At 65.1% G+C, this 24505-nt stretch carries 24 protein-coding genes and 1 pseudogene; 12 read left to right on the top strand and 13 right to left on the bottom strand.

Features of this window, described 5'->3' with window-relative positions; translation table 11 throughout:
• Nucleotides 1–145: 145 nt before the first annotated feature.
• The gene (locus tag EN862_RS14885; RefSeq protein WP_127865066.1) at nt 146–1081 is read left to right on the top strand and encodes a hypothetical protein; all 936 of its coding nucleotides are present in this window, start codon (nt 146–148) and stop codon (nt 1079–1081) included.
• A gap of 44 nt (nt 1082–1125) precedes the next feature.
• Here EN862_RS14885 and EN862_RS14880 read toward each other — a convergent pair whose 3' ends face one another.
• Together EN862_RS14880 and EN862_RS14875 are read right to left on the bottom strand one after the other, a co-directional pair.
• Entirely contained in the window at nt 1126–2679 is a 1554-nt protein-coding gene (locus tag EN862_RS14880) for a serine hydrolase (RefSeq protein WP_127865065.1), read from the bottom strand.
• Nucleotides 2680–2746: 67 nt separating this feature from the next.
• Nucleotides 2747–3151 carry a VOC family protein gene (locus tag EN862_RS14875; RefSeq protein WP_127865064.1) on the bottom strand — a complete coding sequence of 135 codons (405 nt, stop codon included), beginning with the start codon at nt 3149–3151 and terminating at the stop codon, nt 2747–2749.
• 122 nt (nt 3152–3273) lie between these two features.
• Here EN862_RS14875 and EN862_RS14870 point away from each other — a divergent pair, with 122 nt between their 5' ends.
• The 3 genes and pseudogenes from EN862_RS14870 (at nt 3274) to EN862_RS14860 (ending at nt 7045) form a co-directional block, all read left to right on the top strand.
• The gene (locus EN862_RS14870) at nt 3274–3972 is read left to right on the top strand and encodes a YafY family protein (RefSeq protein ID WP_127865063.1); all 699 of its coding nucleotides are present in this window, start codon (nt 3274–3276) and stop codon (nt 3970–3972) included.
• 131 nt (nt 3973–4103) lie between these two features.
• Nucleotides 4104–5761, top strand: a pseudogene (locus EN862_RS14865) (acyl-CoA synthetase).
• 390 nt (nt 5762–6151) lie between these two features.
• Nucleotides 6152–7045 (top strand): hypothetical protein, encoded by an 894-nt coding sequence (locus EN862_RS14860; protein ID WP_127865062.1) that lies wholly within the window; start codon nt 6152–6154, stop codon nt 7043–7045.
• A 32-nt stretch (nt 7046–7077) separates the two neighbouring features.
• On the opposite strand, the gene EN862_RS14855 is transcribed toward EN862_RS14860, so the two are convergent.
• The 5 genes from EN862_RS14855 to EN862_RS14835 form a co-directional block, all read right to left on the bottom strand.
• Nucleotides 7078–8502, bottom strand: a complete 1425-nt coding sequence (locus EN862_RS14855) for a hypothetical protein (RefSeq protein WP_127865061.1) — start codon at nt 8500–8502, stop codon at nt 7078–7080.
• A gap of 419 nt (nt 8503–8921) precedes the next feature.
• Entirely contained in the window at nt 8922–9431 is a 510-nt protein-coding gene (locus EN862_RS14850) for an Hsp20/alpha crystallin family protein (RefSeq protein WP_127865470.1), read from the bottom strand.
• Nucleotides 9432–9524: 93 nt separating this feature from the next.
• Nucleotides 9525–10001, bottom strand: a complete 477-nt coding sequence (locus tag EN862_RS14845) for an Hsp20 family protein (protein ID WP_127865060.1) — start codon at nt 9999–10001, stop codon at nt 9525–9527.
• Between the two features lie 234 nt (nt 10002–10235).
• Complete coding sequence (locus tag EN862_RS14840; RefSeq protein ID WP_127865059.1) at nt 10236–10514, bottom strand: usg protein; 279 nt, start codon at nt 10512–10514, stop codon at nt 10236–10238.
• 20 nt (nt 10515–10534) lie between these two features.
• The gene (locus EN862_RS14835; RefSeq protein ID WP_127865058.1) at nt 10535–10873 is read right to left on the bottom strand and encodes a hypothetical protein; all 339 of its coding nucleotides are present in this window, start codon (nt 10871–10873) and stop codon (nt 10535–10537) included.
• Nucleotides 10874–11201: 328 nt separating this feature from the next.
• Between EN862_RS14835 and groES the strand changes: the two genes are divergently transcribed.
• The 7 genes from groES to EN862_RS14800 all read left to right on the top strand — a co-directional run bounded on the left by groES (nt 11202) and on the right by EN862_RS14800 (nt 17463).
• Nucleotides 11202–11516 (top strand): co-chaperone GroES, encoded by a 315-nt coding sequence (gene groES / locus EN862_RS14830; RefSeq protein ID WP_127865057.1) that lies wholly within the window; start codon nt 11202–11204, stop codon nt 11514–11516.
• 61 nt (nt 11517–11577) lie between these two features.
• Entirely contained in the window at nt 11578–13209 is a 1632-nt protein-coding gene (gene groL / locus EN862_RS14825; protein WP_127865056.1) for a chaperonin GroEL, read from the top strand.
• A gap of 65 nt (nt 13210–13274) precedes the next feature.
• Nucleotides 13275–13496, top strand: coding sequence for a hypothetical protein (locus EN862_RS14820; RefSeq protein WP_126061671.1), 222 nt, complete (start codon nt 13275–13277; stop codon nt 13494–13496).
• 37 nt (nt 13497–13533) lie between these two features.
• Nucleotides 13534–13962, top strand: a complete 429-nt coding sequence (locus EN862_RS36145) for a helix-turn-helix transcriptional regulator (protein ID WP_193771566.1) — start codon at nt 13534–13536, stop codon at nt 13960–13962.
• Nucleotides 13943–14239 (top strand): DUF982 domain-containing protein, encoded by a 297-nt coding sequence (locus EN862_RS14810; protein ID WP_127865055.1) that lies wholly within the window; start codon nt 13943–13945, stop codon nt 14237–14239. The genes EN862_RS36145 and EN862_RS14810 overlap by 20 nt, the downstream gene beginning before the upstream one ends.
• Before the next feature lie 64 nt (nt 14240–14303).
• Nucleotides 14304–16196 carry a molecular chaperone HtpG gene (htpG, locus tag EN862_RS14805; RefSeq protein ID WP_127865054.1) on the top strand — a complete coding sequence of 631 codons (1893 nt, stop codon included), beginning with the start codon at nt 14304–14306 and terminating at the stop codon, nt 16194–16196.
• Nucleotides 16197–16335: 139 nt separating this feature from the next.
• The gene (locus EN862_RS14800) at nt 16336–17463 is read left to right on the top strand and encodes a serine hydrolase domain-containing protein (RefSeq protein WP_127865053.1); all 1128 of its coding nucleotides are present in this window, start codon (nt 16336–16338) and stop codon (nt 17461–17463) included.
• Nucleotides 17464–17472: 9 nt separating this feature from the next.
• On the opposite strand, the gene EN862_RS14795 is transcribed toward EN862_RS14800, so the two are convergent.
• From EN862_RS14795 to EN862_RS14770, 6 genes are all read right to left on the bottom strand, one after another.
• Nucleotides 17473–19095 carry an ABC-F family ATP-binding cassette domain-containing protein gene (locus tag EN862_RS14795; RefSeq protein ID WP_127865052.1) on the bottom strand — a complete coding sequence of 541 codons (1623 nt, stop codon included), beginning with the start codon at nt 19093–19095 and terminating at the stop codon, nt 17473–17475.
• A 130-nt stretch (nt 19096–19225) separates the two neighbouring features.
• Complete coding sequence (locus EN862_RS14790; protein ID WP_127865051.1) at nt 19226–19969, bottom strand: 2OG-Fe(II) oxygenase; 744 nt, start codon at nt 19967–19969, stop codon at nt 19226–19228.
• 367 nt (nt 19970–20336) lie between these two features.
• The gene (locus EN862_RS14785) at nt 20337–20861 is read right to left on the bottom strand and encodes a hypothetical protein (RefSeq protein WP_127865050.1); all 525 of its coding nucleotides are present in this window, start codon (nt 20859–20861) and stop codon (nt 20337–20339) included.
• Between the two features lie 5 nt (nt 20862–20866).
• Nucleotides 20867–21289, bottom strand: a complete 423-nt coding sequence (locus tag EN862_RS14780; RefSeq protein ID WP_127865049.1) for an OsmC family protein — start codon at nt 21287–21289, stop codon at nt 20867–20869.
• A 149-nt stretch (nt 21290–21438) separates the two neighbouring features.
• The gene (locus tag EN862_RS14775) at nt 21439–22929 is read right to left on the bottom strand and encodes an AMP-binding protein (protein WP_127865048.1); all 1491 of its coding nucleotides are present in this window, start codon (nt 22927–22929) and stop codon (nt 21439–21441) included.
• 79 nt (nt 22930–23008) lie between these two features.
• A complete protein-coding gene (locus EN862_RS14770; protein WP_127865047.1) occupies nt 23009–23842 on the bottom strand; it encodes a p-hydroxycinnamoyl CoA hydratase/lyase in 834 nt (277 codons plus the stop codon).
• 104 nt (nt 23843–23946) lie between these two features.
• Here EN862_RS14770 and EN862_RS14765 point away from each other — a divergent pair, with 104 nt between their 5' ends.
• Nucleotides 23947–24405, top strand: a complete 459-nt coding sequence (locus EN862_RS14765) for a MarR family transcriptional regulator (protein ID WP_127865046.1) — start codon at nt 23947–23949, stop codon at nt 24403–24405.
• Nucleotides 24406–24505 lie beyond the last annotated feature (100 nt).

Genomic DNA, 24505 nt, shown 5'->3' with positions numbered 1-24505 from the left:
TTTCGGGCGGGATATCGGCCGAACAGGCGTCGCGGTCAATCGCCGCGGTTGCCGCAGACAGCCAACGCCGCGATTCAATGCTCGGATAGTTGTTTCAGTGGAATGGTATTAATCTGCATCATCCGTGGCTTCGGGGGCGATACCAATGGATTTCAGCGCAGGGCATGGCTACCTCCTCATCGGCGGGCTCATCCTTGTCGGCGCCGGCTTGCTGATCATTTCGCTGATCGTCAACCTGCGCGTGGCGCACAGCGTGCGCGACGACGTGCGCCACCGCGAGAAACTGCTGGAATACTATCGCAACATCTTCTCGCAGCTCGGCGTGATCCTGATCGGCATCGGCGTCTCGCTGTTCATCTTCTTCTTCCAGCAGAACTATCAGGACCAGCGCCGGCGCGAGACGGAGCTGCAGCAGGTGCTCGCCAAGCTCGCCGCGCGCATTGCCCGTGGCGCGCCGGTCATCGAAACGCTCGGCGAATTCGACGAGGTTCTGGATGCCGGCGGGGCCTATGTCGGCCCCGAACACGGCGGAAACAACGCCGCGATCAGCGCTGAGGGAACCGAGCTCGGCAAGCAGGTCGAAAAGATCCTGCTGGTCGAACGTGATGTCGATGTTCGGGATTTTGACATTCTGAACCTGTCGCGCGATCTCGAAGCCACCTTTGTCGTCAACGAGCTCGATCCGACGCTGTGGTTCGACATCGTGCGCGACGAGAACGACATCAAATATGCCACGACGCAGCTCGGCCTCGACTACAAGGACCTGCATGAAGCGATCGGAGACGAGCCGGTCGAAGCGGCGGTCGCCAGGCCTGACAAGGGACAGAAGATCAAGCATGAGGTGCTCGACATCCTCTATGACGCCGATCTCCTGCGCCAGCGCAGCAGGCGGTTTCTCGGCCGCGCGTGCTGGCTCTTCAGCAAGGGGCGAGGCTTCGTCGCTCTGCCGGCGACCGAGGCGATCGAGGCCGACGCCAAGTCGCAGCAGGAATGGATCGACCGCTCGAAACCGGTACTGACGCAGTCGAAGTCGGGCAGCAGCGACTGCTTCAAGCTGCTGCGCTACGGTCAGCCATCGTGACGCCCGTGCGCGTTTGCCGGACGACACGCTTCTGGGCGGGCGTTTTAGTCGCCCACGCGCCGCAGCGTTCCAAGATGATTGTCGTCGAGGAACTCGATGGTCACCGACGACGCCTTGCCATCCGGACCGACGACAAAGCTGACGCCCGTCGGCCTCTCCGGCGTCTCGGCATCAGGATTGGTCAGGAACAGGTCGCCGTCATAGTGCCTCAGCGGATAGGACCGCGCTCCGGCAGGCCCGAGCTTGAGAACAAGGCTCTCTCCGGCGCCCGACACAACCGCCTCGCCGATGAAGTCGTTGGCGTAGCGGCCGGCGTAGGTGCTGGCGGGCGCCGCCGGCCTCGCCGGCGACTGCGGCGCGGCATATCTGGCCTTGGCCGCCTCGACCACGGGACCGAACATGCCGGCATAGATCGCGTCCCATGCCTTGATCCAATCCTTGCCGACCGAACCGTCGAAAACCAGATCGGCAAAGCTGTCGGACAGGCCTTCCGGCACGCCGGTCGGGAAGGCATTGGCAAGGATGACGATGCCGAGTTTCTCCTTTGGGAAAATCGTCACCAAGGTGCGCGCGCCGACGCTGAAGGCACCGGCATGGCCCCAGCTCAGGCCGTGCCGGCCGAACTCGACATTCCAGCCGAGACCATAGAAGGATTCGCCGCCGGACACCGGGTTCCTGCCGCGCGTCATCAAGGGCACATGCGTCTGGTCCAGCGCATCGGCGGCGATCAGGGTCTTGCCGGCATAGGTGCCGTCGCCCAGCAGCAGGCGCACCCATTGCGCAAGATCGCGGGCGGTGGAGCTGACGCCACCGGCCGGAGCCTGCGCATCCGGATCGCGCTTGATCTTCGCGGCCCAGGCGCCGCCGACCCTGACGTGGAGGGCGGCGCGGTTCGCGCGCTTGAGGAAATCGGCATGGCGCGAGCTTGTCGAGGCCATGCCAAGCGGACGGTAGAGCTTCTCCTCGGCGATCTCTTCCCAGGACTTCCCGGTCGGCATCGCGGCGGCGGCGGCGCCCTCGGTCAGACCGAAATTGCTGTAGGAATAGCCGGCGCGAAAGCTCGACGATGGCGGAACGAAGCGCAGGCGATGCAGGATCGTGGCGCGGTCGTAGCCGATGTCCTCCAGGTCGTCGCCGGCGGTGCCCGGAAGGCCGCTGCGGTGCGAGAACAGGTCACGTATCGTGAGCTGGCCCGTCGGATAGGGGTCGGCCAGCCGGAAGGCCGGGTCGAGGTCGGCGATCCTCGAATCCCATGACACCACGTGGTCGCTGACCAGGGCCGCGACGACAGTGGCGGAGACCGGCTTGGACAGCGAGGCGATCTGGAACACCGTATCGGCATCGACAGGCTCCGGCTTGCCGGCCTCGCGATGTCCGAAACCCTTGAGGAAGATCACCTGGTCGTCATGCACGACGGCAATGGCGAGGCCAGGCACCGCACCGGCCTCGACAGCGCCTTGGGCCAGCGTTTCGAGCTTCGACAGGGCGGTGGCCATCCGCTCCGGCGAGATCGGGTCGGCCCACGCGGCAGGCGGCCAAAGGGCCATCAAGACGAATGCCCAGATCCTCAGATGACAGAGATTCCGATCAAGCCGCATGCTTGCGCCCCCCTCTCCGCATTCATCTCGCGATGTTACAGGCCGGCGCCGGCGGGGCCAATCCCCGTCACCTGTCGAACTTCGCAATCGCCTCCGCCGTCACCGGCGTGAAGAAATTCACCAAATTGCCGTCGGGATCGCGAAACAGCAGCGAACGGTTGCCCCACGGCATCGTCGTCGGCGCCTGCACCAGCGCGCCTTCAATGAGACCGCCCAGGCGGCGATATTCCTCATCCACATCGGCGACGCGGAACTCGATGATGGCGGTGCGATTTGCCGCCGGGCTTGCCACGTGGTCGCCGCCGAAGAGCCGCAGCGTGCGCGTGCTGCCGATCGCCAGCGTACCCGCCTCAGTGATCAGCTCGGCGAAATCCTCGGTGTAGAGCGTGAGCTTGATGCCCGTCGCCGTTTCGTAGAAGGCGACGAGCCGCTTGACGTCGGCGGTGATGATGCGGGTCGAAACGAAATTCATTTGGTCTTCTCCGTGGGCTGGCCGAAGATGAAGCCTTCGCGGCTGGCTGTGCCCGTTCGGGCGCCCTGCCCCGGCTTGTGGACCAGGCCTGCTGCCAGCATAGTGGCAACAGGAGACATGCCTTGCGCCGCGCCGACCGACTGTTCCAGATCATCCAGATCCTGCGGCGCTCGAGCCGGCCGATCACCGCCAGCCAGATCGCCGAAGAGCTCGAAATCTCGCGCCGCTCGGTCTACCGCGACATCGCCGACCTCGTCGGACAGCGCGTGCCGATCCGGGGCGAGGCCGGCCTCGGCTATGTGCTCGACCGCGACTACGACATGCCACCGCTGATGCTGACGCCGGACGAGCTGGAGGCCGCGGTGCTCGGCGCGCAATGGGTGGCCGACAAGGGCGACCCGGTGCTGGCGGGCGCGGCGCGCGACCTGATCGCCAAGATCGCCACCGTCGTGCCCGAGCGGCTGCGCCCCTTCGTCAGCAATCCGACCGTCGGCGCGCCGCTCAGCCGCGCGAACCTGCCGGACGGGCTGGATATCGCGAAGGCGCGGGCGTCGATCCGCAAGGGCCACAAGATCCGGATCCGCTACCGCAACGAACAGGGCGACGAGAGCGAGCGCGTCGTCTGGCCGACGATGATCGGCTATGCCGAGACGGTGCGGCTGCTCGCCGCCTGGTGCGAGCTGCGCCAGGATTTCCGCCATTTCCGCACCGACCGGGTATCGGCCGCGACCTTTCTCGACGAGCGCGTCGGCTGCCGGCCGGCAGAGCTGCGCAACCGCTGGAAACGGCATATGCAGGGACAGGGCATCCGACTGCCTTAGCTCGCGGCGTAGGCGGTCACAGAGGGGGCGCCGTGGAGCGCGACCTCACTCGCTTGCCAAGGGCCATCGACTTTCGCCGCAATCGACCGGCGCCAGGTTTTCGGGCAATCTCCATCCAAGGGAGGACCGCCATGACCAAGACGCGAGCGTTGCCGCGCTATGAGGATGCCGTTGCGCAATTCCGTATCGAGGATGAGATCGCCAGGCTTCACGGCGATCCGGCCACCGGCATCAACGCCTATGTCGAATGCTGCGGCCGCTATACCGGCCAGAACCGGCTGGCGCTGCGCGCCATCTCGGCCGGCGGCGAATTGCGCGAATATTCCTTCGACGACCTCGCCGACATGTCGGGCCGCGTCGGCACCCTGCTCAAGGAGCTCGGCATCGGCCCCGGCGATGTCGTGGCCGGCATGCTGCCACGCATCCCCGAGCTTGTGGCGCTGATCCTCAGCACATGGCGGATCGGCGCGGTCTACCAGCCGCTGTTCACCGCTTTCGGCCCGAAGGCGGTCGAGCATCGCCTGAGCTACAGCAAGGCGATGCTGGTGGTGACCAACCCCGCAAACCGCGGCAAGCTCGACGAGGTGGAAAACCATCCGCGCATTGCCACCATTCTCGCTCCCGGCGAGACACTGCCCGAAGGCGACGTCGATTTCCGCGCCGCGCTCGCCGCCGCCTCCCCCGACTGCGAGCCAGTGATGCGCAAGGGATCGGACCTGTTCATGATGATGTCGACCTCCGGCACCACCGGGCACCCGAAAGGCGTGCCTGTGGCGCTCAGCGCGCTCACCGCCTTCGGCGCCCCTATATGCGCGACGCGATCGGGCTTCGCCCCGACGACGTCTTCTGGAACATCGCCGATCCCGGCTGGGCCTACGGGCTCTACTACGCCATCACCGGGCCGTTGCAGCTCGGCACCGCCACCACCTTCTACGAAGGCGCCTTCAACGCCAAATCGACCTACGACATCATCGAGCGCCTCGGCGTCACCAGCCTTGCCGGCTCGCCGACGGCCTATCGCCTGCTGATGGCGGAAGGGCCCGAGGCCGCGGCTCGCGTCAAAGGAAAACTGCGCGTGGTGAGCAGCGCCGGCGAGCCGCTCAACCCGGAAGTAATCCGCTGGTTCGACGCCCATCTCGCCGCGCCGATCCACGATCATTACGGCCAGACCGAGAACGGCATGATGGTCAACAACCATCACGGGCTCAAGCATCCGGTCCGCGCGGGCTCGGCCGGCTTCGCCATGCCGGGCTACCGCATGGTGGTGCTTGACGAGGCGGGCAACGAGCTTGGCCCCAACCAGCCCGGCGTGCTCGCCGTCGATATCGCCAACTCGCCGCTGCGCTGGTTCGACGGCTACCACCAGGCGGAGACGCCGGCGATCGCCGGCGGCTATTATCGCACCGGCGACACTGTCGAATACGAGCCGGACGGCTCGGTCTCCTTCATCGGCCGGGCCGACGACGTCATCACCTCGTCCGGCTACCGCATCGGGCCTTTCGATGTCGAAAGCGCGCTGATCGAGCACCCCGCGGTCAACGAGGCGGCGGTGGTCGGCGTGCCCGATCCACAGCGCACCGAAATCGTCAAGGCCTTCGTCGTGCTGGCGCCCGCCTTCCAAGGCAGCGAGGCGCTCGCCGAGGAACTCGCCCAGCATGTGAAGAAGCGGCTGTCGGCGCATTCCTATCCGCGCGAGGTCGAGTTCGTCAGCGAGCTGCCGAAGACGCCGAGCGGCAAGATCCAAAGGTTCCTGTTGCGCAAGGCGGAGGTCGAAAAGCGCAAGGGTTGATGAAAGAGGTCGCCGCGCCGAAGCTGCCGATCTCCCCCGTCGTGGGGGAGATGGCCGGCAGGCCACAGGGGGGCGCTGTCCCGCCAGCGTGGCAGTGCTTGGGTTCCTCGCCCCGCCAAAGGCGGGGAGAGGTGGCCGCGAAGCGGACGGAGAGGGGCCTTTCGTAGGGCGCTCCCCTCTCCGTCTTGGCTTTGCCGAGCCACCTCTCCCCACATTCGTGGGGCGAGGAACCTTGATCCTGCAGCGCCGCGCTCCTTCGCGCCCCCTCTGCCCTGCCGGCCATCTCCCACACAAGAGGGGAGATCCGCAGTTCCCGCGCCGCTCTCGGCCTTCTTTTAGCCTGATCTTGTCATCAAACATGCGTGCGGCTTGGGCGAAACGGGGCACATCATGCGGCTGGTCTTGACACTTCTCCTCACGCTGGCGGGCAGCGCGGCATATGCGGCCTCGCCGGAAGACGATTATATCGCGGCGCGCGACAAGGCGATCGCCGACATCACCGCGCAGGAAAGCGCGAACACGGCAATCGAAACCATCGATGCGCAGAACGAGAAGGCGCTGGCCGACCTGCAGCAGCGGCTCGCCGCCATTCTTGGCCCGCTTTCGGTCAAGGGTTTCCCGGCGACCGGCACCAACAACATCGAAAGCCTCAACGCCTCCGACATCGGCTACGGCATGCTCGACGGGCTGCGGTATGCCCAGAGCGATGACGGTCCGAGCATCGTCGTCTCGACGCGCGGGCTGACCGAGCGCTGGCTCAAGTCCAAATCGACTGAGGCGGAAGCGGATTTCAAGCTGCCTACCGATATCGGCGCGGCGTTGAAGCTTGATAGCTTCTACACCCAGGCCATCGGCAGCGACGCCGCCTTCTCCGGCACGCTCGACTTTCCGCTGAAGAAGCCCGACGGCGCCGACATGGTGGTGGCCCGGCTCGGCGGCTGGACGCAGGATGTCGGGCCGATCTACGAGCAGCATGTCGTGGTGGCGGTCGTCAAAGGTAACCGCATGATGATCGCCGAAGCCCCCGCCTCGCCCGCCGTGCCGAGGATCGCGGCCTGCGATTCGATCTGGGCAGCCGCGGACGCCGCCGCGCAGAAAGCCCAGCAGGCCGACGAAGGCTCGGACCAGGACAACCCGCAGGCCTCCGACCCTGCCAACGCCGCCTGGGAAAAAGGCGATGCCGACTACCGCGCCTGCATGGCTGAGCGTCTGCCCGGCGATCCGTCCTTCCCGGCGCTGCTCAAGCAGGCGCAGGACCTTGCCGACGGCATGGCGGGCAAATAGCCCGCCAAAGCATTCCGGGCGCAGCGGTTTTCTCAGCCAGCGTTCAGTCGCAAGTTGCGCCGCGGAACACGCCGCGGAGCAGGACGGGCCGTTTCCGCGATGATCCCATTGGCCTGAGGCGCGGCATCCTTGCGCGACCTTGCGTCGGTCACCCGATGCAGCCGCTCGTAGGGCAGCAATTCCCGGATGCGGGCGTTGAGTGCTTCGACCTCGGCGCGCAGATCCTCGCATTCCTGTTTCTGGATATCGAGCTGGATCTGCTCGGACGCCTGCTGCAGGGAGAGCTGGGAAAGATTGGTGTTGACCACCGACAGGCTTTTCTTGTCGGCTTCGCTTTCGTCCTTGAGGACGGCCAGTCTTTCCTGCGCGATCTGGCGTTCGGTCACGGCATCGTTGAGCTCAGCTTTCAGCCTGACGATCTCGGCCGAGCTTTCGCCATTGGTTGTCGTGGCCTGATCCAGGCGCGACTGCAATTCCTGGATTTCCGAGCGCAGCCCGCGCATCTCGGCTTGGGCGCGGGCCAATTCGGCCGCGTTGTCGCTTTCGGCAATACGGGCCGCCTCCGCAGTTTCGGCAAGCCTGGCCTGCGTTGCCTCCAGCGTCTTCTGCAGCCGGCTTTCTTCCTTTTCGTGGTTGCCGATCTGCGCCATCAGCTCGGCAATGTGGGCGGTTTCACTGGCATGAGTGGCCGCGAACTCATCGAACTTGTGCCGGGCCTCAGCCTCGCGTTTTTGCGCCTGCTCCAGGTCGACCGTGAGGCCGACTTGCTTCTCGCGCAGCAGCTTGTTTTCTGCGCCGCGCCTGTCGACTTCGACAGTCTTGGCGGTCAAGGCCTTGACGATCTCGCCGAATTCCGTCTCGCGCCTGGCGCTCTCATTGCTCATCTCCACCAGCTCCAGTCGCACGGCCGCCAGCGCCGAGCGCAGCTGCTCACGGTCCTGGACGAGGCTCGCCTCGCGCTGTTGCCAGGCTTCGGCCGCGCCGTCACGCTCACGCTGCCTGCGAGCGGCGTCGAGCAATTGCTCGGTGAGCGTCTTGTGCTCGGTGGTGAGAGCGAGGTTTGCCAGCTCCAGCTCGTTGGAGCGCAACACGTCGCGATGGAAGACGTTGAGGACCTCACGCGTCATATGATGCGCGGTGGCGATCTCCGCCAGCTTCGCCTCGATTTCCTGCAGATGGCCCTGCCCGTCCCGGAAGAGCCCGGCCACGGCTTCCAAGGCGGCGAGCCGCGTCTGCGTATGCGGCGTCAACCGCGATGAAGCTGCCTCGGGCTGCTCTTCTGGCGCCGGATTCTCGTCGCTTGCCACGAGTTCCTGGCCTGCAACGGCATCGTCTCCCGACGGCGGTTGTTCATCATCCTTCAGAACGTCCTCGAATGCTTCCGCCAGATCCGATTGAAGGTCCTGAAATTCCTTATCGACGTCCTCGGCCCGCTTGATCAGAGACTTGAAATTCATCACCACACATCCCTTACTCACGCCCCACGCGTACTTAACGAATTGCTAATCTAGCCCTTTACCTTCCTTTCGGGAAGCCTATGCAACCGAAACCGAAATTAAGGTTATCGCCGGTCGCAATCTTATGCGGAGACGCTCTCAGGTGATCGCCCAACGGCTATTAACTTATGTTAATTTCCTCTCTTCGCGCTCGCGCTTAAAGCCCGCGCCGCAACAGGGAAAGACTGCGTGCTGCTTGTCATCATTCACATGACCGATGCGAAGACTTTTGCACTAAGAAATACAGCTTCCGTCGCAAGAATTTCCTCTATCCTCGGCCGCGCTCGAGCGACGGCGAAGAGTTGCGCTGTGCCGGCATCTGTTCGAGGTGGTTTCGTGGATTGCTACGCGGGAGGCACCTCGCCCCCCGCGTCGATGCATCAACTCTTGATTTCGATGCGCTTGACTTGCGACTGCGCCTTCTCGCTCTTCGGCAAGGTGACGGTCAGCACGCCATTCGTGAAGCGCGCCTCCACCTCGTCTTCCTTGACCTCGTAGCCGACCGGGATGCGGCGTTCGAAGCGGCCATAGAAACGCTCCGAGAATTGCCTATCTTTGTCATCCGTCTCTGAGCGCTTCTCGCCCCGCAGCGTCAGCACGCCGTCGTCGAACAGAACTTCGATGTCTTTCTGTTCAAGGCCGGGCACCTCGGCCGTCACCTTGATCTCCTTCTCGCCGTTGGAGATCTCGACGCTCGGCCAACCAGCGCCGAGGGCGGAGGCACCGCCAACAGACGGCCACCGGCTGTCGAAGCCGCGGAAAACATCGTCGAACAGGCGGTTCACCTCACGATGCAGCGACAGGAACGGATCGCGTTCCCCGTCGTGGAATATGCTTGGAACCTGGTTGCCGTTGCTCCGGCCCCAGGGAATCAGATCACGGACACTCATGGTTTCCTCCTTTCTGCTCGTCAGTCTGAAAGGCTTCCTCTTGCGCCGGGCCATGTGCCCGGCGCGTTGCGCGGGGGCGCTGACAGGAATACCTCAGGCCGCGTGCTTCTCGGCTTCGATCTTCTTCGTCGCGTCTTTGGGCATCGCCTTGTCGGCTGCGATCTCGATCCGGCGCGGTTTCATCTCTTCCGGAATTTCACGCTTCAGATCGATCGTCAGCAGGCCATTGACCAGGCTGGCGCCGACGACCTTGACGTGGTCGGCAAGCTCGAAACGGCGCTGGAATGCGCGGCCGGCGATGCCTCGATGCAGGTACTCACCCTTGTCCTCGCCGGCTTTCTGGCCCGAGACCATGAGCATGTTCTGCTCCTGGGTAATGGCCAGTTCGTCCTGCGCGAAGCCGGCCACCGCCATGCTGATGCGGTAGTCATCTTCCGAGGTCTTGGCGATGTCGTAGGGTGGCCAATTGTCGACGGTTTCGATCCGGCTCGCCGTTTCGAGCGCGTTCAACATTCGATCGAAACCGATGCTCGACCGGAACAGGGGGCTGAAGTCAAAGTTGGTTCTCATAGCTACATCCTCCATTGAGCAACATAGATACGAGGAGCGCCAAGGTAGCGGCGCTCCTTGACCTTGCCGGTCTCTCAAGACCCGGCAAAATCCATCTGGGAATTCAACGCCGGGACGTCAAGACCCAGGATCGAATCGCCTTCAAGCTCGTGAAAAGTCACGCTTTTCGTCTGCATGCAGGAGGGCAAATGATGAAATGAAGGCGGCCGCACAACACGACCGCCTTGCTGATCCTCAGTGGATCGCGATGACCCCGTCGACGGCCCGCCATTCCGAGGGCCTGATCAGCCGATGGTGGGCGACCCGGACGGAATGCAAGGCGCCCGCCAGCTCACGTTGCCAAAAGCCCAGAAAGCCCCTCAGCGCGGGGAAATCCGGGGCGAGATCATAGTCCTGCCAGACGTAGAGCTGGAGCAGGCTGGGATGGTCGGGCAGATGATAATGGATCTCGGCAGTGGTCAGACCATAGCCATTCATCTGCAAGCGAATTTCCGTGCGGACCGCTTTCGCCATCGCGCTCCGCCCTCACGCGCTCAGCCGCTCGACCAGCTGCCGGTGGGCGTCATCGGCAGGGCCGCTGGGCGGCGGGGCGTTGCGTCGAGCCGGCGCAGCGCATCCATGATGTCGTCGAAGGAGACCGGCTGCGCGGCGCCTGGCGGCCGGCGCAGCGCCGGCATCGATTCCACGGCGCAGGCGTCGGACGCCCAGGACGAAAGGATTGCTCGCTTTTCCCATGTGTCGAGCGAGCCGTCCTCCAGCACATCCCGCGGCTGCTGAAAATGGCTGGCCGGCGACAGCAGCCGGTCGAGCGAAAGGTCTGACATTTCGGGAGCAAGGGAAGGAATGATCGGCGAAAGCGTCTGTCGGTCCATTTCTGTCCTCCGTCTCCAAAAACTCCTTGGTTCGGGTTCCAAATTTCTCAGCGGTCCCGGCGCTGCCGGGCGCCGATAATTTTGTTCAGCTCAATCGCGAATTCAAGACTTTCGGTTGTCGCGCGATCGGATTCATCGCATGTTTTCAGCACGCTAGCACTCGGTGGTCGAGAGTGCCAAAAAATTTTCGACATCCCCTTGAAAGTACAAGAAGGCAAAATTAGCTCGACATGCGCGCGACGCCGAAAGGGTCGCCAGCCCCGCTCCGGTCCTGCCGGTCCGGAGCGGAGGGACCTCTCGCAATCTGTTTGTCCTGAAGGAGAACGATATGACGTTCCGTCCATTGCATGACCGTGTGCTCGTCCGCCGCATCCAGGCCGAAGAAAAGACGGCCGGAGGCATCATCATCCCCGACACTGCCAAGGAAAAGCCGCAGGAAGGCGAAGTCATCGCCGTCGGCCCGGGCGCCCGCGACGAGAGCGGCAAGCTCGTGCCCCTCGACGTGAAGGTCGGCGACCGGATCCTGTTCGGCAAGTGGTCAGGTACCGAGATCAAGCTCAACGGCGAGGATCTGCTCATCATGAAGGAAAGCGATGTGATGGGCGTGATCGAGCAGTCCGCGACGCTGAAGAAAGCCGCCTGACCGGGGCTTCGACCGAACCGCAACCCAGTCAATGAAAACTGCCTAAACAAGGAGTGATCCTATGGCTGCCAAGGAAGTCAAATTCCATTCCGACGCTCGCGAGCGCATGCTGCGCGGCGTCAACATCCTCGCCGACGCGGTGAAGGTGACGCTTGGCCCGAAAGGCCGCAACGTGGTCATCGACAAGTCGTTCGGCGCCCCGCGCATCACCAAGGACGGCGTCACCGTCGCCAAGGAGATCGAGCTCGAGGACAAGTTCGAGAACATGGGCGCCCAGATGGTGCGCGAGGTTGCCTCGAAAACCAGCGACATCGCCGGCGACGGCACCACGACCGCAACCGTTCTCGCCCAGGCCATCGTCAAGGAAGGGGCCAAGGCGGTTGCCTCAGGCATGAATCCCATGGATCTGAAACGCGGCATCGACAAAGCCGTCGAGGCTCTCGTCCAGGAGTTGAAGACCAACGCCCGCAAGGTGACCAGGAATGACGAGATCGCCCAGGTCGGCACGATTTCGGCCAATGGCGATGCCGAGATCGGCCGCTTCCTGGCCGAAGCGATGCAGAAGGTCGGCAACGAAGGCGTCATCACCGTCGAGGAAGCGAAAACCGCCGAGACCGAACTGGAAGTCGTCGAAGGCATGCAGTTCGATCGCGGCTATCTCTCGCCTTACTTCGTCACCAACCAGGACAAGATGCGCGTCGAACTCGACGAGCCCTATGTGCTGATCCACGAGAAGAAGCTCGGCAACCTGCAGGCGCTGCTTCCCGTGCTCGAGGCTGTGGTCCAGTCCGGCAAGCCCCTGCTGATCATCGCCGAGGATGTCGAGGGCGAGGCGCTGGCGACGCTGGTGGTCAACAAGCTGCGCGGCGGGCTGAAGGTCGCCGCCGTCAAGGCTCCGGGCTTCGGCGATCGCCGCAAGGCCATGCTGGAAGACATCGCCATCCTGACCGGCGGCACCGCCATCAGCGAGGACCTCGGCATCAAGCTGGAAAACGTCACGCTGGAGATGCTTGGCCGAGCCAAGAAGGTTGTGGTTGAAAAAGAGAACACCACTATTGTCGACGGCGCCGGCAAGAAGGAGGAGATCCAGGGTCGCGTCACGCAGATCAAGGCGCAGATCGAGGAGACCACCTCGGACTACGATCGCGAGAAGCTGCAGGAGCGGCTGGCCAAGCTCGCCGGCGGCGTCGCGGTGATCCGCGTCGGCGGTTCAACCGAGGTCGAGGTCAAGGAACGCAAGGACCGCGTCGACGATGCCATGCACGCGACCCGCGCCGCGGTCGAGGAAGGCGTCTTGCCAGGTGGCGGCGTGGCCCTGCTGCGGGCCGCCAAGGCACTGGACAGCTTGCAGGCCGAGAATGAGGATCAGAAGCACGGTATCGAGATCGTGCGTCGCGCAATCGAGGCGCCGGTGCGGCAGATCGCCGAGAACGCCGGTGCCGAAGGCTCGATCATCGTCGGCAAGCTTCGCGAGAAACCGGAATTCGGTTACGGCTGGAATGCACAGACCAATGCGTTTGGCGACCTCTACAAGGAAGGCGTCATCGATCCGGTGAAGGTGGTGCGGACCGCGCTCCAGGACGCGGCATCGGTTGCCGGCCTGCTGGTAACAACGGAAGCGATGGTGGCCGAAAAGCCGAAGAAGGAACCCGCGGTTCCGGCCATGCCGGCCGGCGCCGGCATGGACTTCTGAGACGCTGACGGGAGCCCGCTCCCCGCTACGGGAGCGGGCATTCACCAGGACGATGGGAGGCCCTCATGAACATGATGAGCGCAGATGGCTCGATTCCCACGCCGACGCATCCGGCAAGCGAATTCCTCGCCTATGAAGCCGAATGCCGGAGCGCGCTGAAGCCGCTGCTGGCAGGCCTGCTCGACGCGGCCGAAGCCGCCGGATGGAACCGGCGGACCGTCGCCTCGACGCTGATGTTCCTTGCCGCGCAGCAGGTGTCGGCCACCGAGACATCGGCGCGAAGCTGAGCGAAATCGGCCCCGCCACGGCGGGGTCCGTCCAACTATGTCGCGATGGGATTGGGCGAAGGGAATTGCGATTGCCATGATTGCAGGACGCTTGCGGGAATGCCTGAGAAGCTTGCGATGGGACGCCGCAGATCTTGCGCAGGAGCTTGGCTGTTCCAGGACCGATGCGACGCGCTGGATCGAGGGGCGCGCGCCGTTGCCGCTGGCGGTCGCCGCCTGGATCGAGGCCTTGGCTAAGGCGCATCGCGCGCTGCCGCCGCCGCGCCTGAACCCGCAGATTTCTGCGCCTGCGGGCCTGGTCAATGTGCAGGCCTTCCCCGGCATAGGCCAGCCGCGGCTGCACGGCGTCGTTCTGCAACCGCCCTACCCGCGCCGGCATGCGCTGACCGGGGCGACCGGCCTTCGCCCGGGCACCGTGGGCATCCACCGGAAAGAGGGTCCAGACCATGAACCACGACCGCTTTGAAAAGCCTGTCACGGTGCTCGTCGGCATCGGCTTGCCGGTGCGGCTGGAGACCGTGGCGGAAGCCTATGCCCTGCTGCAGGATTGGCCGGCTGCGAGCAGGAGCAGCGCGCATACGATCGCGCTCAATGCCTGCAAAGCCGGCATTGCCGGCGAGATCGACGCGGGGACGGTGCGGGCAACCCTTGTTGCCTTCGCCCGCCGCCACGATATTCTGGCGCCGGACATGGTTTCGCTGGCGCCCGCGGCGCTGGCAGGGCGCGCCCGCAAGCAACAATAGCTGAAGATTTGAAGCCCGGCGCGTGCTGGCGCGGCGGACAAAACGACCAACCCAGGAATTTTGAATGACGACGTATACCAAGACGGCGGAAACCAGGACATTCGAGGCGGACGTCTCGCGGCTGCTGCATATGATGGTGCATTCGGTCTATTCGGACCGGGATGTCTTCCTGCGCGAGCTGATTTCCAACGCGGCCGACGCCTGCGAGAAGCTGCGCTTCGAGGCGGTGAGCCGGCCCGAGCTCCTGGGCGACGATCCGAAGCCGCGCATCACCATTGCCGCCGATCCGGACAACAAAGAGCTTGTCGTCGAGGATAACGGCATCGGCATGAGCCGAGACGAGATGGCGGAGGCGCTGGGCACCATCGCGCGCTCCGGCACGCGCGCCTTCATGGAGCGCGTCGAGGCCGGCAAAGCGGCGGAGGACACGCAGCTCATCGGGCAGTTCGGCGTCGGCTTCTATTCGGCCTTTATGGTCGCCGACCGGGTCGACGTCATCAGCCGCCAGGCCGGCAGCGACGAAGCCTTCCGCTGGTCGTCCGACGGCAAGGGCACTTATGAAATCGGGCCGGTGCCGCTCGAGGCGGCTCCGAAGCGCGGCACGCGCGTGGTGCTGCATCTGATGGAGGACGCCACCTCCTACGCCACGCCCTACCGGCTCGAAGGGCTGGCGAAGTCGCAGTCAGGCCATGTGCCGGTGCCGATCACGCTTGTCGAGAAGCCCGGCGCCGAGCCGCGCGACATCGCCGACGGCACGGCGCTCTGGGTGAGGCAGAAGAGCGAGATCAAGCCGGAGGAATACATTGATTTCTACCGCAGCGTCGCCGGCCAGTATGACGAGCCGGCCTCCACCATCCATTTCCGCGCCGAGGGACGGCAGGAATACAGCGTGCTCGCCTTCGTGCCCGGATCGCGGCCGTTCGGCCTGTTCGACCAGGACCGCAAGGGCCGCATGAAGCTCTATGTGCGGCGCGTCTTCATCACCGACGATGCCGATCTCCTGCCGCGCTACCTGCGCTTCGTGCGCGGCCTGGTCGATTCCGCCGACCTGCCGCTCAACGTCTCACGCGAGATGATCCAGGAAAGCCCGCTGCTCGCCGCGATCCGCAAGGGCGTGACCAACCGTGTGTTGGGCGACCTTGCCAAGACCGCCGAAAACGACGCCGAAGCCTATGCGAAGATCTGGGAGAATTTCGGCGTCGTCCTCAAGGAAGGTCTCTACGAGAACTACGAGCGGCGCGAGCAGTTGCTGAAGCTTGCCCGCTTCCGTTCGACCGCTTCCGGCGAAGGCTGGCGCAGCCTTGCCGACTATGTCGGCGCGATGAAGGAAGGCCAGAAGGCGATCTTCTTCATGGCCGGCGACGACCGCGCCCGGCTGGAGGCCTCGCCGCAGCTCGAAGGGTTCCGCGCACGCGGCATCGAGGTGCTGTTGCTCACCGATCCTGTCGACAGTTTCTGGGTGACGATGGCGCCGGAATTCGACGGCAAGCCGTTCAAGTCGGTGACGCAGGGCGCGGCAGAGCTTGCCGACATCCCGCTGCCCGACGATGCGGCGAAACCGGATGCCGAGACGTCGTCGGATATCGCCGCCTTCCTGGCTTTCGTGAAGACGACGCTCGGCAAGGAGGTATCGGACGTGAAGGCCTCCGACCGGCTGACCGAAAGCGCCGTCTGCCTCGTCGCGCCCGAGCATGGCCCCGACCGCCAGTTCGAGCGCCTGCTCAACGCCGCCGGCCGGCTCGACAAGGCCGCCAAGCCGATCCTCGAGATCAACCCGCGCCATGAGCGCGTCGCGGCGCTGGCAAAGCTCGGCGACGACGATAAGGCGTTCAAGGAAGACGCCGCGCATCTGCTCTATGACGAAGCGCGCGTGCTCGACGGCGACAAGCCGGCCGACGCCAAGGCCTTCTCGGCGCGTCTTGCGCGGCTGATCGACCGCGGCTTGGCGAAGGGGTGATGCGCCAGCGGCGCGCTTGAATGGCTTGCCAGCGTCCAGCGCTAACTGGATGCTGGCACATCACGCGGCGCGGCTTGCCTGGTTCGGCGGCTTCGTGACAAAGCTGTTCGGCTGAGGCGCATTTGGTGGGAATCCGGACATGAACATAGAAGGCTTCTGCGATCCGCGTTTTGCCGGCGTGCGCGACGCGTTTGCCTGGTGTTTCGCTGAAGGTCTCGAACATGGCGGCGGCGTCTCGGTCGTGGCCGACGGCAAGACGGTCGTCGAGCTTTGGGGCGGGCATGCGGATGCCGCGCGCACCCGGCCGTGGCGGCGTGACACGCTGATCAATGTCTGGTCTTGCACCAAGGGCGTCGTGGCGCTGGCGATCGCCATGCTGGTCGAGCGTGGCAAGCTGGACTACGCCGCGCCGGTCGCGCGCTATTGGCCGGAATTCGCGGAAGCCGGCAAGGAGCGCATCACGCTCAACCAGGTGATGTCGCACCAATCCGGGCTGAACGGCCTCGCCGTGCCGATGGACGAGGCAGGCTTGCTCGCCTGGACGCCCTATATCGATGCGCTTGCCGCCATGGCGCCGCTGTGGGAGCCCGGCAGCCGCTGCGTCTATCACGCGCTCAGCTACGGCCATCTGGCTGGCGAAGTGCTGCGGCGCGTCGACGGGCGTGGCGTCGGGCGATTCATCGCGGAAGAGATCGCTGGCCCGCTTGGGGCGGATTTCCATGTCGGCCTGGCGGAGCCCGAGGATGCGCGGGCAGCCGAAATGATTGAAGGTCCGAAGACCTCGGAGTGGGTCGAGTTCGTGCGCGCCTCGCCGTTTCCCCAAGCTTGCGACAACCCGGCGCCCCGCGCCCTGGCGCCCAACGACCGCGCCTGGCGCGCCGCCGAGGTGCCGGGCGGCAACGGCCAGTCCACCGCCCATGCGCTGGCCCGCATCTACGGCATGATGGCGGCGGGCGGGACTTTTGAAGGCAAGCGCCTGATCGGCCGCGCGGCGATCGAAGAGGCCGCGAGGCCGCGCTTTCGCGGCATGGACGACAGCTTCGCGCTGCCGACCGCCTTCGCCGCCGGCTATCAGATCGAGGATCCCGTCTATGCCGGCCGCGCATCGCCGCAAACCTTCGGCCACACCGGCTGGGGCGGCGCCATCGGCTTTGCCGATCTGAGCGCCGGCGTCGGGTTCGGCTATGTCACCAACCGCATGCTGGGGTTCGACGATGTGGACCCGCGCCGCAAGGCGCTGATCGACGCCGTCTACGGCGCGCTCTGAATAAGATCGCTACCCTCTCAGCCCCGGCGCTTCCTGGCCGGTGCGCGCGACATATTCGGTGTAGCCGCCGCCATAGGTGTGGATACCATCGGGCGTCAGTTCCAGCACGCGGTTCGACAGCGCCGCCAGGAAATGGCGGTCGTGCGAGACGAAGAGCATCGTGCCTTCATATTGCGACAGCGCCTCGATCAGCATCTGCTTGGTGGTGATGTCGAGGTGGTTGGTCGGCTCGTCGAGCACCAGGAGGTTGGGCGGGTCGAACAGCATTAGCGCCATCACCAGCCGCGCCTTCTCGCCGCCTGACAGCACGCGGCACTTCTTCTCGATCTCGTCGCCGGAGAAACCGAAGCAGCCTGCAAGCGCGCGCAGCGGCGCCTGGCCGGCCTGCGGGAAATTATCCTCCAGCGTCTGGAAGACGGTGCGCTCGCCGTCGAGCAATTCCATGGCGTGCTGGGCGAAATAGCCCATCTTGACGCTGGGACCCCGCGCGACAGAGCCCTCGTCCGGCTCCGAGGCGCCGGCGACCAGCTTGAGCAGCGTCGACTTGCCGGCGCCATTGATGCCCATCACGCACCAACGCTCGCGGCGGCGGATCTGGAAGTCGAGGCCGGAATAGATCGAGCGGCTGCCATAGGATTTGTGGATGCCCTTCAGCGTCGCCACGTCCTCGCCGCAGCGCGGCGCCGGCTGGAACTCGAAGGCCACGGTCTGGCGGCGCTTCGGCGGCTCGACGCGGTCGATCTTGTCGAGCTTCTTCACCCGGCTCTGCACCTGCGCGGCATGCGATGCGCGCGCCTTGAAGCGTTCGATGAAAGCGATCTCCTTGGCCAGCATCGCCTGCTGGCGCTCGAACTGCGCCTGCAGCTGCTTGTCGGCCAGCGCGCGCTGTTCCTGATAGAATTCGTAATTGCCGGAATAGGAGGTGAGCGCGCCGGCGTCGATCTCGATGATCTTGTTGACGATGCGGTTCATGAACTCGCGGTCGTGCGAGGTCATCAGCAGCGCGCCGTCATAATCCTTGAGGAATTTCTCCAGCCAGATCAGGCTTTCGAGGTCGAGATGGTTCGACGGCTCGTCGAGCAGCATGACATCGGGCCGCATCAAAAGGATGCGGGCAAGCGCGACGCGCATCTTCCAGCCGCCGGAAAGTTTCGAGACGTCGCCGTCCATCATCTCCTGGGAAAAGCCGAGGCCGTCCAGCACCTCGCGCGCGCGGCCGTCCAGCGCATAGCCATCAAGCTCCTCGAAGCGGTGCTGCAACTCGCCATAGCGCTCGATGATTGCGTCCATCTCGTCGGCGCGCTCCGGATCGCCCATGGCGTGCTCCAGCTCGCGCATCTCGGCCGCCACCGCGCTTACCGGCCCGGCGCCCTCCATGACCTCGGCGACGGCGCTCAAGCCGCCCATGTCGCCGACATCCTGACTGAAATAGCCGATGGTGACGCCGCGATCGACCGAAACCTGGCCCTCATCGGGCTGTTCCTCACCGATGATCATGCGGAACAAGGTCGTCTTGCCGGCGCCGTTCGGGCCGACCAGCCCGACCTTCTCGCCCTTCTGCAAGGCGGCCGAAGCTTCGATGAAGACGATCTGTCGGCCGTTCTGCTTGCCGATATTTTCGAGACGGATCATGTTTTGTAGGGGAGTAAGTCAGTAGGGGAGTAGGGCAATAGGGGAATGCGAGGAATAAGGGAACCCCCTTATCTCCGGCGTTGGTCTCAAATCCTACTGCCCTACTGCCTTATTGCCCTACTCCCCTGCTTCACTTCGCATCGTGAAAAATAATCCCCACCGTATGCCGCCGGCCAGACCGCAACCGGCTGACGCCGTGGCGGAGATTGACGCGATAGTACCCCTTGGTGCCCTGCACCGGCCGGTTGTGCACGGCAAAGACCACTGCGTCGCCGCGTCTCAGCGGCACCACCTCGGCGCGGCTTTGCATGCGCGGGCGCTGCTCGGTGAGCACGAATTCGCCGCCGGTGAAATCCTCGCCAGGCTCGGACAACAGGATCGCCACCTGCAGCGGAAAGGCGAGCGCGCCGTAGAGGTCCTGGTGCAGGCAGTTGAAGTCGCCGGGGCCATATTGGAGAAGCAACGGCGTCGGCTTTGTCTGGCCCTCGTCATGGCAACGCTTCAGGAAAGCGGCGTGGTCGGCGGGATAGCGCTGGGCGACACCCATCTTCTCGTTCCAGTCATTGGCGACCGTGGCCAGTTGCGGATAGAGCGCAGTGCGGAGGCCCTCGATCAGATCCGGCAGCGGGTATTTGAAGTAGCGATATTCGCCTTTGCCGAAGCCGTGACGCCCCATGATCACATGGCTGCGGAAATGCTCCTCATGCGCATAGAGGCCGGCGATGTCGGCGCATTCTTCCGCCGACAGCAGGCCGGGCATGACGGCGCAGCCATGGGTATTGAGGTCGGAAACGATGCCGCGCCAATCCTGTGCCGCGACGCGGGATTCGGCGGAGCGACTGGCACGTTTCGTGTTCAGGGAGTGGACGGTCATGGGTTGGCTCCTTGCTTGTCCCGAAGATGGGGCACGCGACGGAAAGGAGCCACCCGATTCGTGGCAAGTTGGCGGAGCGCTGGAACTGCCAATCTCCCCCTTGCGGGGGAGATGGCGGGCAGAGCAGAGGGGAGATGTGAAGGAACGCCATGGCGCAGGATCAAGGTTCCTCGCCCCCATAAAATGGGGGAGAGGTGGCTCGGCGAAGCCGAGACGGAGAGGGGGAGCGCCCTACGAAGGCCCCCTCTCCGTCCGCTTCGCGGCCACCTCTCCCCCGCCTTTGGCGGGGGCGAGGAACCTAAGCTTGGTTAGGTCGGCGGGACAGCCCCCCCTCTGCCCTGCCGGGCAAGGGGGGAGATCAGCAGCCTCACCCCCGGCGATACTTCTCCAGCTCCGGATCGAGATCGACCTTCACCGCATTGGTGAACACGCAGGTCGCCACCATGATGCCGGCGAAGGCGGTGAGGTTTACCAGCAGCGTCTCGTCATAGCGCGCCTTGAGCGCGGCCCAGATTTCATCCGGAACGGAGTTGGCATCGGCCGCGACCGCCTTGCCGAACCGCATCAGCAGCGCTTCGTCGGGCGTCGGCGTGATCGCTTGGGGATCGAGGCCGTTCTCGATCAGCGCCCGGCGGAAGAAGGTCACCGGGATTTCGGCACGCATCGTCTCGGCGATCGCCTTCGAGAACAGCCAGATCGCGCGGTCGTCGAGGGTAGGCTTGAGCAGATCGCGCAGGGTGAACCATTCGGCGTAGATGCGATGCGCGGCCGGCGAATGGAGCAGGATGCGCTTCATGTTGGTCATGCGGCCGCGCAGCTTAAGCTCGCGATCATGCTCGGCGCGGATGTCTTTGGAGGCGGTCGCGTAGTCGATCGCGGAGAGATGCGCCATCAGCTTCACCCCAGCGTCGCGCGCAGTGCCGGCGCGCCGCGCAGCGTGTTGGAAACGGTGCAGATGTCCTCCGCGTCCGCGAGGATTCGCTGCTTCGTCGCGGCGTCGAGATCGCCGGTGATCTCAAGCTTGATGGTGAATGTCTCAACCCGCGACGGCTCGTCCTTCGCCTTCTCGCCACCGACATCCGCCCTCACTTCGCCCAGCCGGTCGGCGACGCCGAGACGGGTGGCGGCGATGCGGGCGCTGAGCACCATGCAGGCGGCCAGCGAAGCATAAAGCAGATCGAGCGGATTGAAGCCCGGCGCGCTGACCTGGGTGACGACATCGACCGTGCCGCCGGTCGGCGTCGTGACCGCCGGCAGGCCGCCCGGCGGCAGGACGGCAAGCGCGCCGACATTGCGGGTTCTGATCTTCAGCTCGCTCATTGCAAAATCCTTCCGGCCGTGATGGCTGACAGATCTGTCATAGCGGGCATGAATTCAACAGGGCAAGCGCTGAATGCCAAGGAGGCACCGCAGGCGGACGCAGGCCTCTTGGAATCGGTCGCCGGGCCTCTATTCCCCTCCCGCGCCCCTTATGCCAGCCCCCGCAGCACATGCTTCTGAACCTTGCCCGACGCCGTACGCGGCAGCGCTGCCACCGCCCGGAATTCCTTGGGCACCTTGTAGCGGGCGATGTGCGCGGCGCAGTGGCTGGCCAGCGCCTCGGAGTCGAGCGCGCGACCGGGCCGTAGCACGACGAAGGCGCGGCCGACCTCGCCCCAGCGCGCGTCGGCGATGCCGATCACCGCCGCATCGGTGATGTCTGGATGGGCAAGCAGCGCCGTCTCGACCTCGGCCGGGAAGACGTTCTCGCCGCCGGAGATGAACATGTCCTTGCGGCGGTCGACCAGGGTCACGAAACCGTCGTCGTCGCGCCGCGCCATGTCGCCGGTGCGGAACCAGCCGTCCGCGCTGAAGGCGCTCGCCGTCTCGTCCGGCCGGTCCCAATAGCCCGGCGTCACGTTGGGGCCGGCGAGCCAGATCTCGCCGGTATCGCCCGGCGCGACATCGCTGCCGGCGCGGTCGACGATGCGCAGCGAAACCGACGGCGCCGGCAGGCCGGCGGACCCCGCCTTGACGGCAATGCGATCCGCCTGCGGCGGCACGCCGAGCACAGTGCCGGCTTCCGTCATGCCGTAGCCGTCAGCCATGAGCACGCCCTGCTGGAGCCACCAAAGCACATCCGCGGCGGGATTCGGCGCGCCGCCGGTGAAAAGGGCCTTGAGCGAGGTCCAGCGCGCGGGCGCGAAGCTTGCATGCTCGCGCAGCATCTTCGCCATCTGCGGCACGCAGAAATAATGGGTGACGCCGAGATCGGGGTCGGCGAGCCGGCGATTGGTGACGCCGGCATCGAAGCCGGAGGAGATCAGGACAGTGCCGCCCCTCAGCAGGACGGGGCGAAGATTGGTGATCAGGCCGATGACATGAAACATCGGCGCGTCGCAAAGGACGATGCTGTCATGGCCGACGCGGCCGACGACACCGAAATTGACGGCCGTGGCAAAAGCGTTAGCCTCCGTCACGATGACGCCCTTGGGCCGGCCCGACGTGCCTGAAGTGTAGAGGATGATCGAGGGCCGGTCGGCTTCCGGCAAGGGACGGCGCGGCGCGGGCGCCGCCGCTTCCACCGCCGCCGCGAAGCGCGCGACCGCGACAGGCGCGCAGCCGGACGGCGCCGCGATGTCCAGGTCGGCGTCGTGCACCAGAAGCGAGGGGCCGCAATCGGCCAGGATAGCTTGGCGCTCGGGCACGGCGAGCCGCCAGTTGACCGGCACGAAAATAGCGCCAAGACGCATCGCCGCCTGTTGCAGGATGACGAGATCGGCGCTGTTGCGGGCCAACGTGGCGATCCGCTGCCCCTGCCCTATGCCATGGTTTTCGAGCACAGCGACCGCGCGCTGGATGGCGTCGTCGAGCGCCGCGTAGGTCCAGCGCCGGCCGGACGCGAGATCGACGCTAGCGAGGCGGTCTGGCTGCGCCCGGGCGTGCAGGGCGACAGGGTCGGGTGTCGTCCAGGCCGGCATTTGCGTTCTCCTCCCGTGTCACGCGCCGTATCGGTTGCCGGCCGGCATCAATGCCGGCACGGCGTCAGGTCATTCCGGATCATCTCGCCTTGTCGTAGGCACCGAGGCCAGGCTTGTAGCTCTTTTCGTCGATGAACTGGCGGATGCCCTCCTTGCGGCCTTCATTGTCGAAGGAATTCGCCGCCTCCTGCGCGCGCACCAGATAGTCCTCGGCATTGTCGTAGGTCATCTCGGCGACGCGGCGGATGGCGTCCTTAGTGGCCTTGAGCGCGACCGGGTTCTTCTTCAACAGGACCCCGGCCACTTCGGCGACGCGCGCCTTGAGGTCGCTGAGCGGCACGCTCTCATTGACCAGCTTCCAGGCCGCCGCCTTGCGGCCGTCGATCAGCTCGCCGGTCAGCGCGTGATACATGGCATCGCGCATGGACAGGAGATCGACCACCACCTTGGTGGCGCCGCCGCCGGGCAGGATGCCCCAGTTGATCTCGGAGAGCGCGAATTGCGCCTCGTCGGCGGCGAAGGCGAGGTCGCAGGCAAACAGCGGCCCGTAGCCGCCGCCGAAGCACCAGCCATTGACCATGGCGATGGTCGGCACCCGGTACCAGCGCAGCCGCCGCCACCAGCCATAGGCTTCGGATTGCGCCTTGCGCACCGCGCCCAGGCCTTTCGCCTCGGTCTCGCGAAAATATTCCTTGAGGTCCATGCCGGCCGACCAGGCGGCGCCGTCACCCGACAACACCAGAACGCCAACATCGTCCCGGAATTCGAGCTCGTCGAGAACCTGCATCATGCGCCGGTTGAGCGTCGGGCTCATCGAGTTGCGTTTGGCCGGACGGTTGAAGCGGACCCAGGCGATGCCGCCCTCGACCTCGAAGGCAACCGAGTCTTCGGTTTCACTGGTCTTTTCAGTCATGCCGGTCTCCTCCCCGATATTGCTATGCTGCATAGCTTTATCTTTGCTATGTCGCATAGTATTTTTGCCTTGACAAGGGCGTGGGTTGCGGCAATCGATCGGGCATGGACGAGACCAGGGTTCGCGATGTCCCCAGCGAGGACGCGCTCGACGCGCAGATCGGCTACAATTTGCGGCGCGCGTCGGCGCTGGCGCTCAACGATTTTTCCGTGGAGATGGCGCAAGCGTCACTGCGGCCGGTGACCTATGCCATGCTGGCGCTGATCGATGAGCGGCCGGGCATCCGCGCCGCCGAGCTCTGCCGGCTGCTCGGTATGAAGAGCGCCAACATGGCGCCGTTGCTCGCCGAACTGGAGGAGCGCGGCCTGATCGAGCGCGACGATCATGCGGAGGACAAGCGCGTGCGGAAACTCAGCCTGACCGAGGCGGCCAAGGCGGCAATGCCCGCCTGGCGGCTCAAGGTGCGCCGGCACGAAAACCGATTCCTGCAGCGTCTCAGCGGCAAGGAACGGGCGACGCTGCTGCGGCTGCTGCGCCTGATCTGGGTGGAGGAGGCGGAGTGAGCGCGGCCTCGACTTGTGAAATATCCTAGGCAAGCAAGCAGATGGCGGCGCGGGCTGCCGGATTGATTCAGGCTGTCGCGCAGGCGAAGCGTTGGAAAAG

The sequence above is a fragment of the Mesorhizobium sp. M2E.F.Ca.ET.219.01.1.1 genome, assembly GCF_004016445.2.
Classification (GTDB): domain Bacteria; phylum Pseudomonadota; class Alphaproteobacteria; order Rhizobiales; family Rhizobiaceae; genus Mesorhizobium.
Note: the sequence above shows the minus strand (reverse complement) of the source record. Positions and strands in the feature narration are given on the sequence as shown.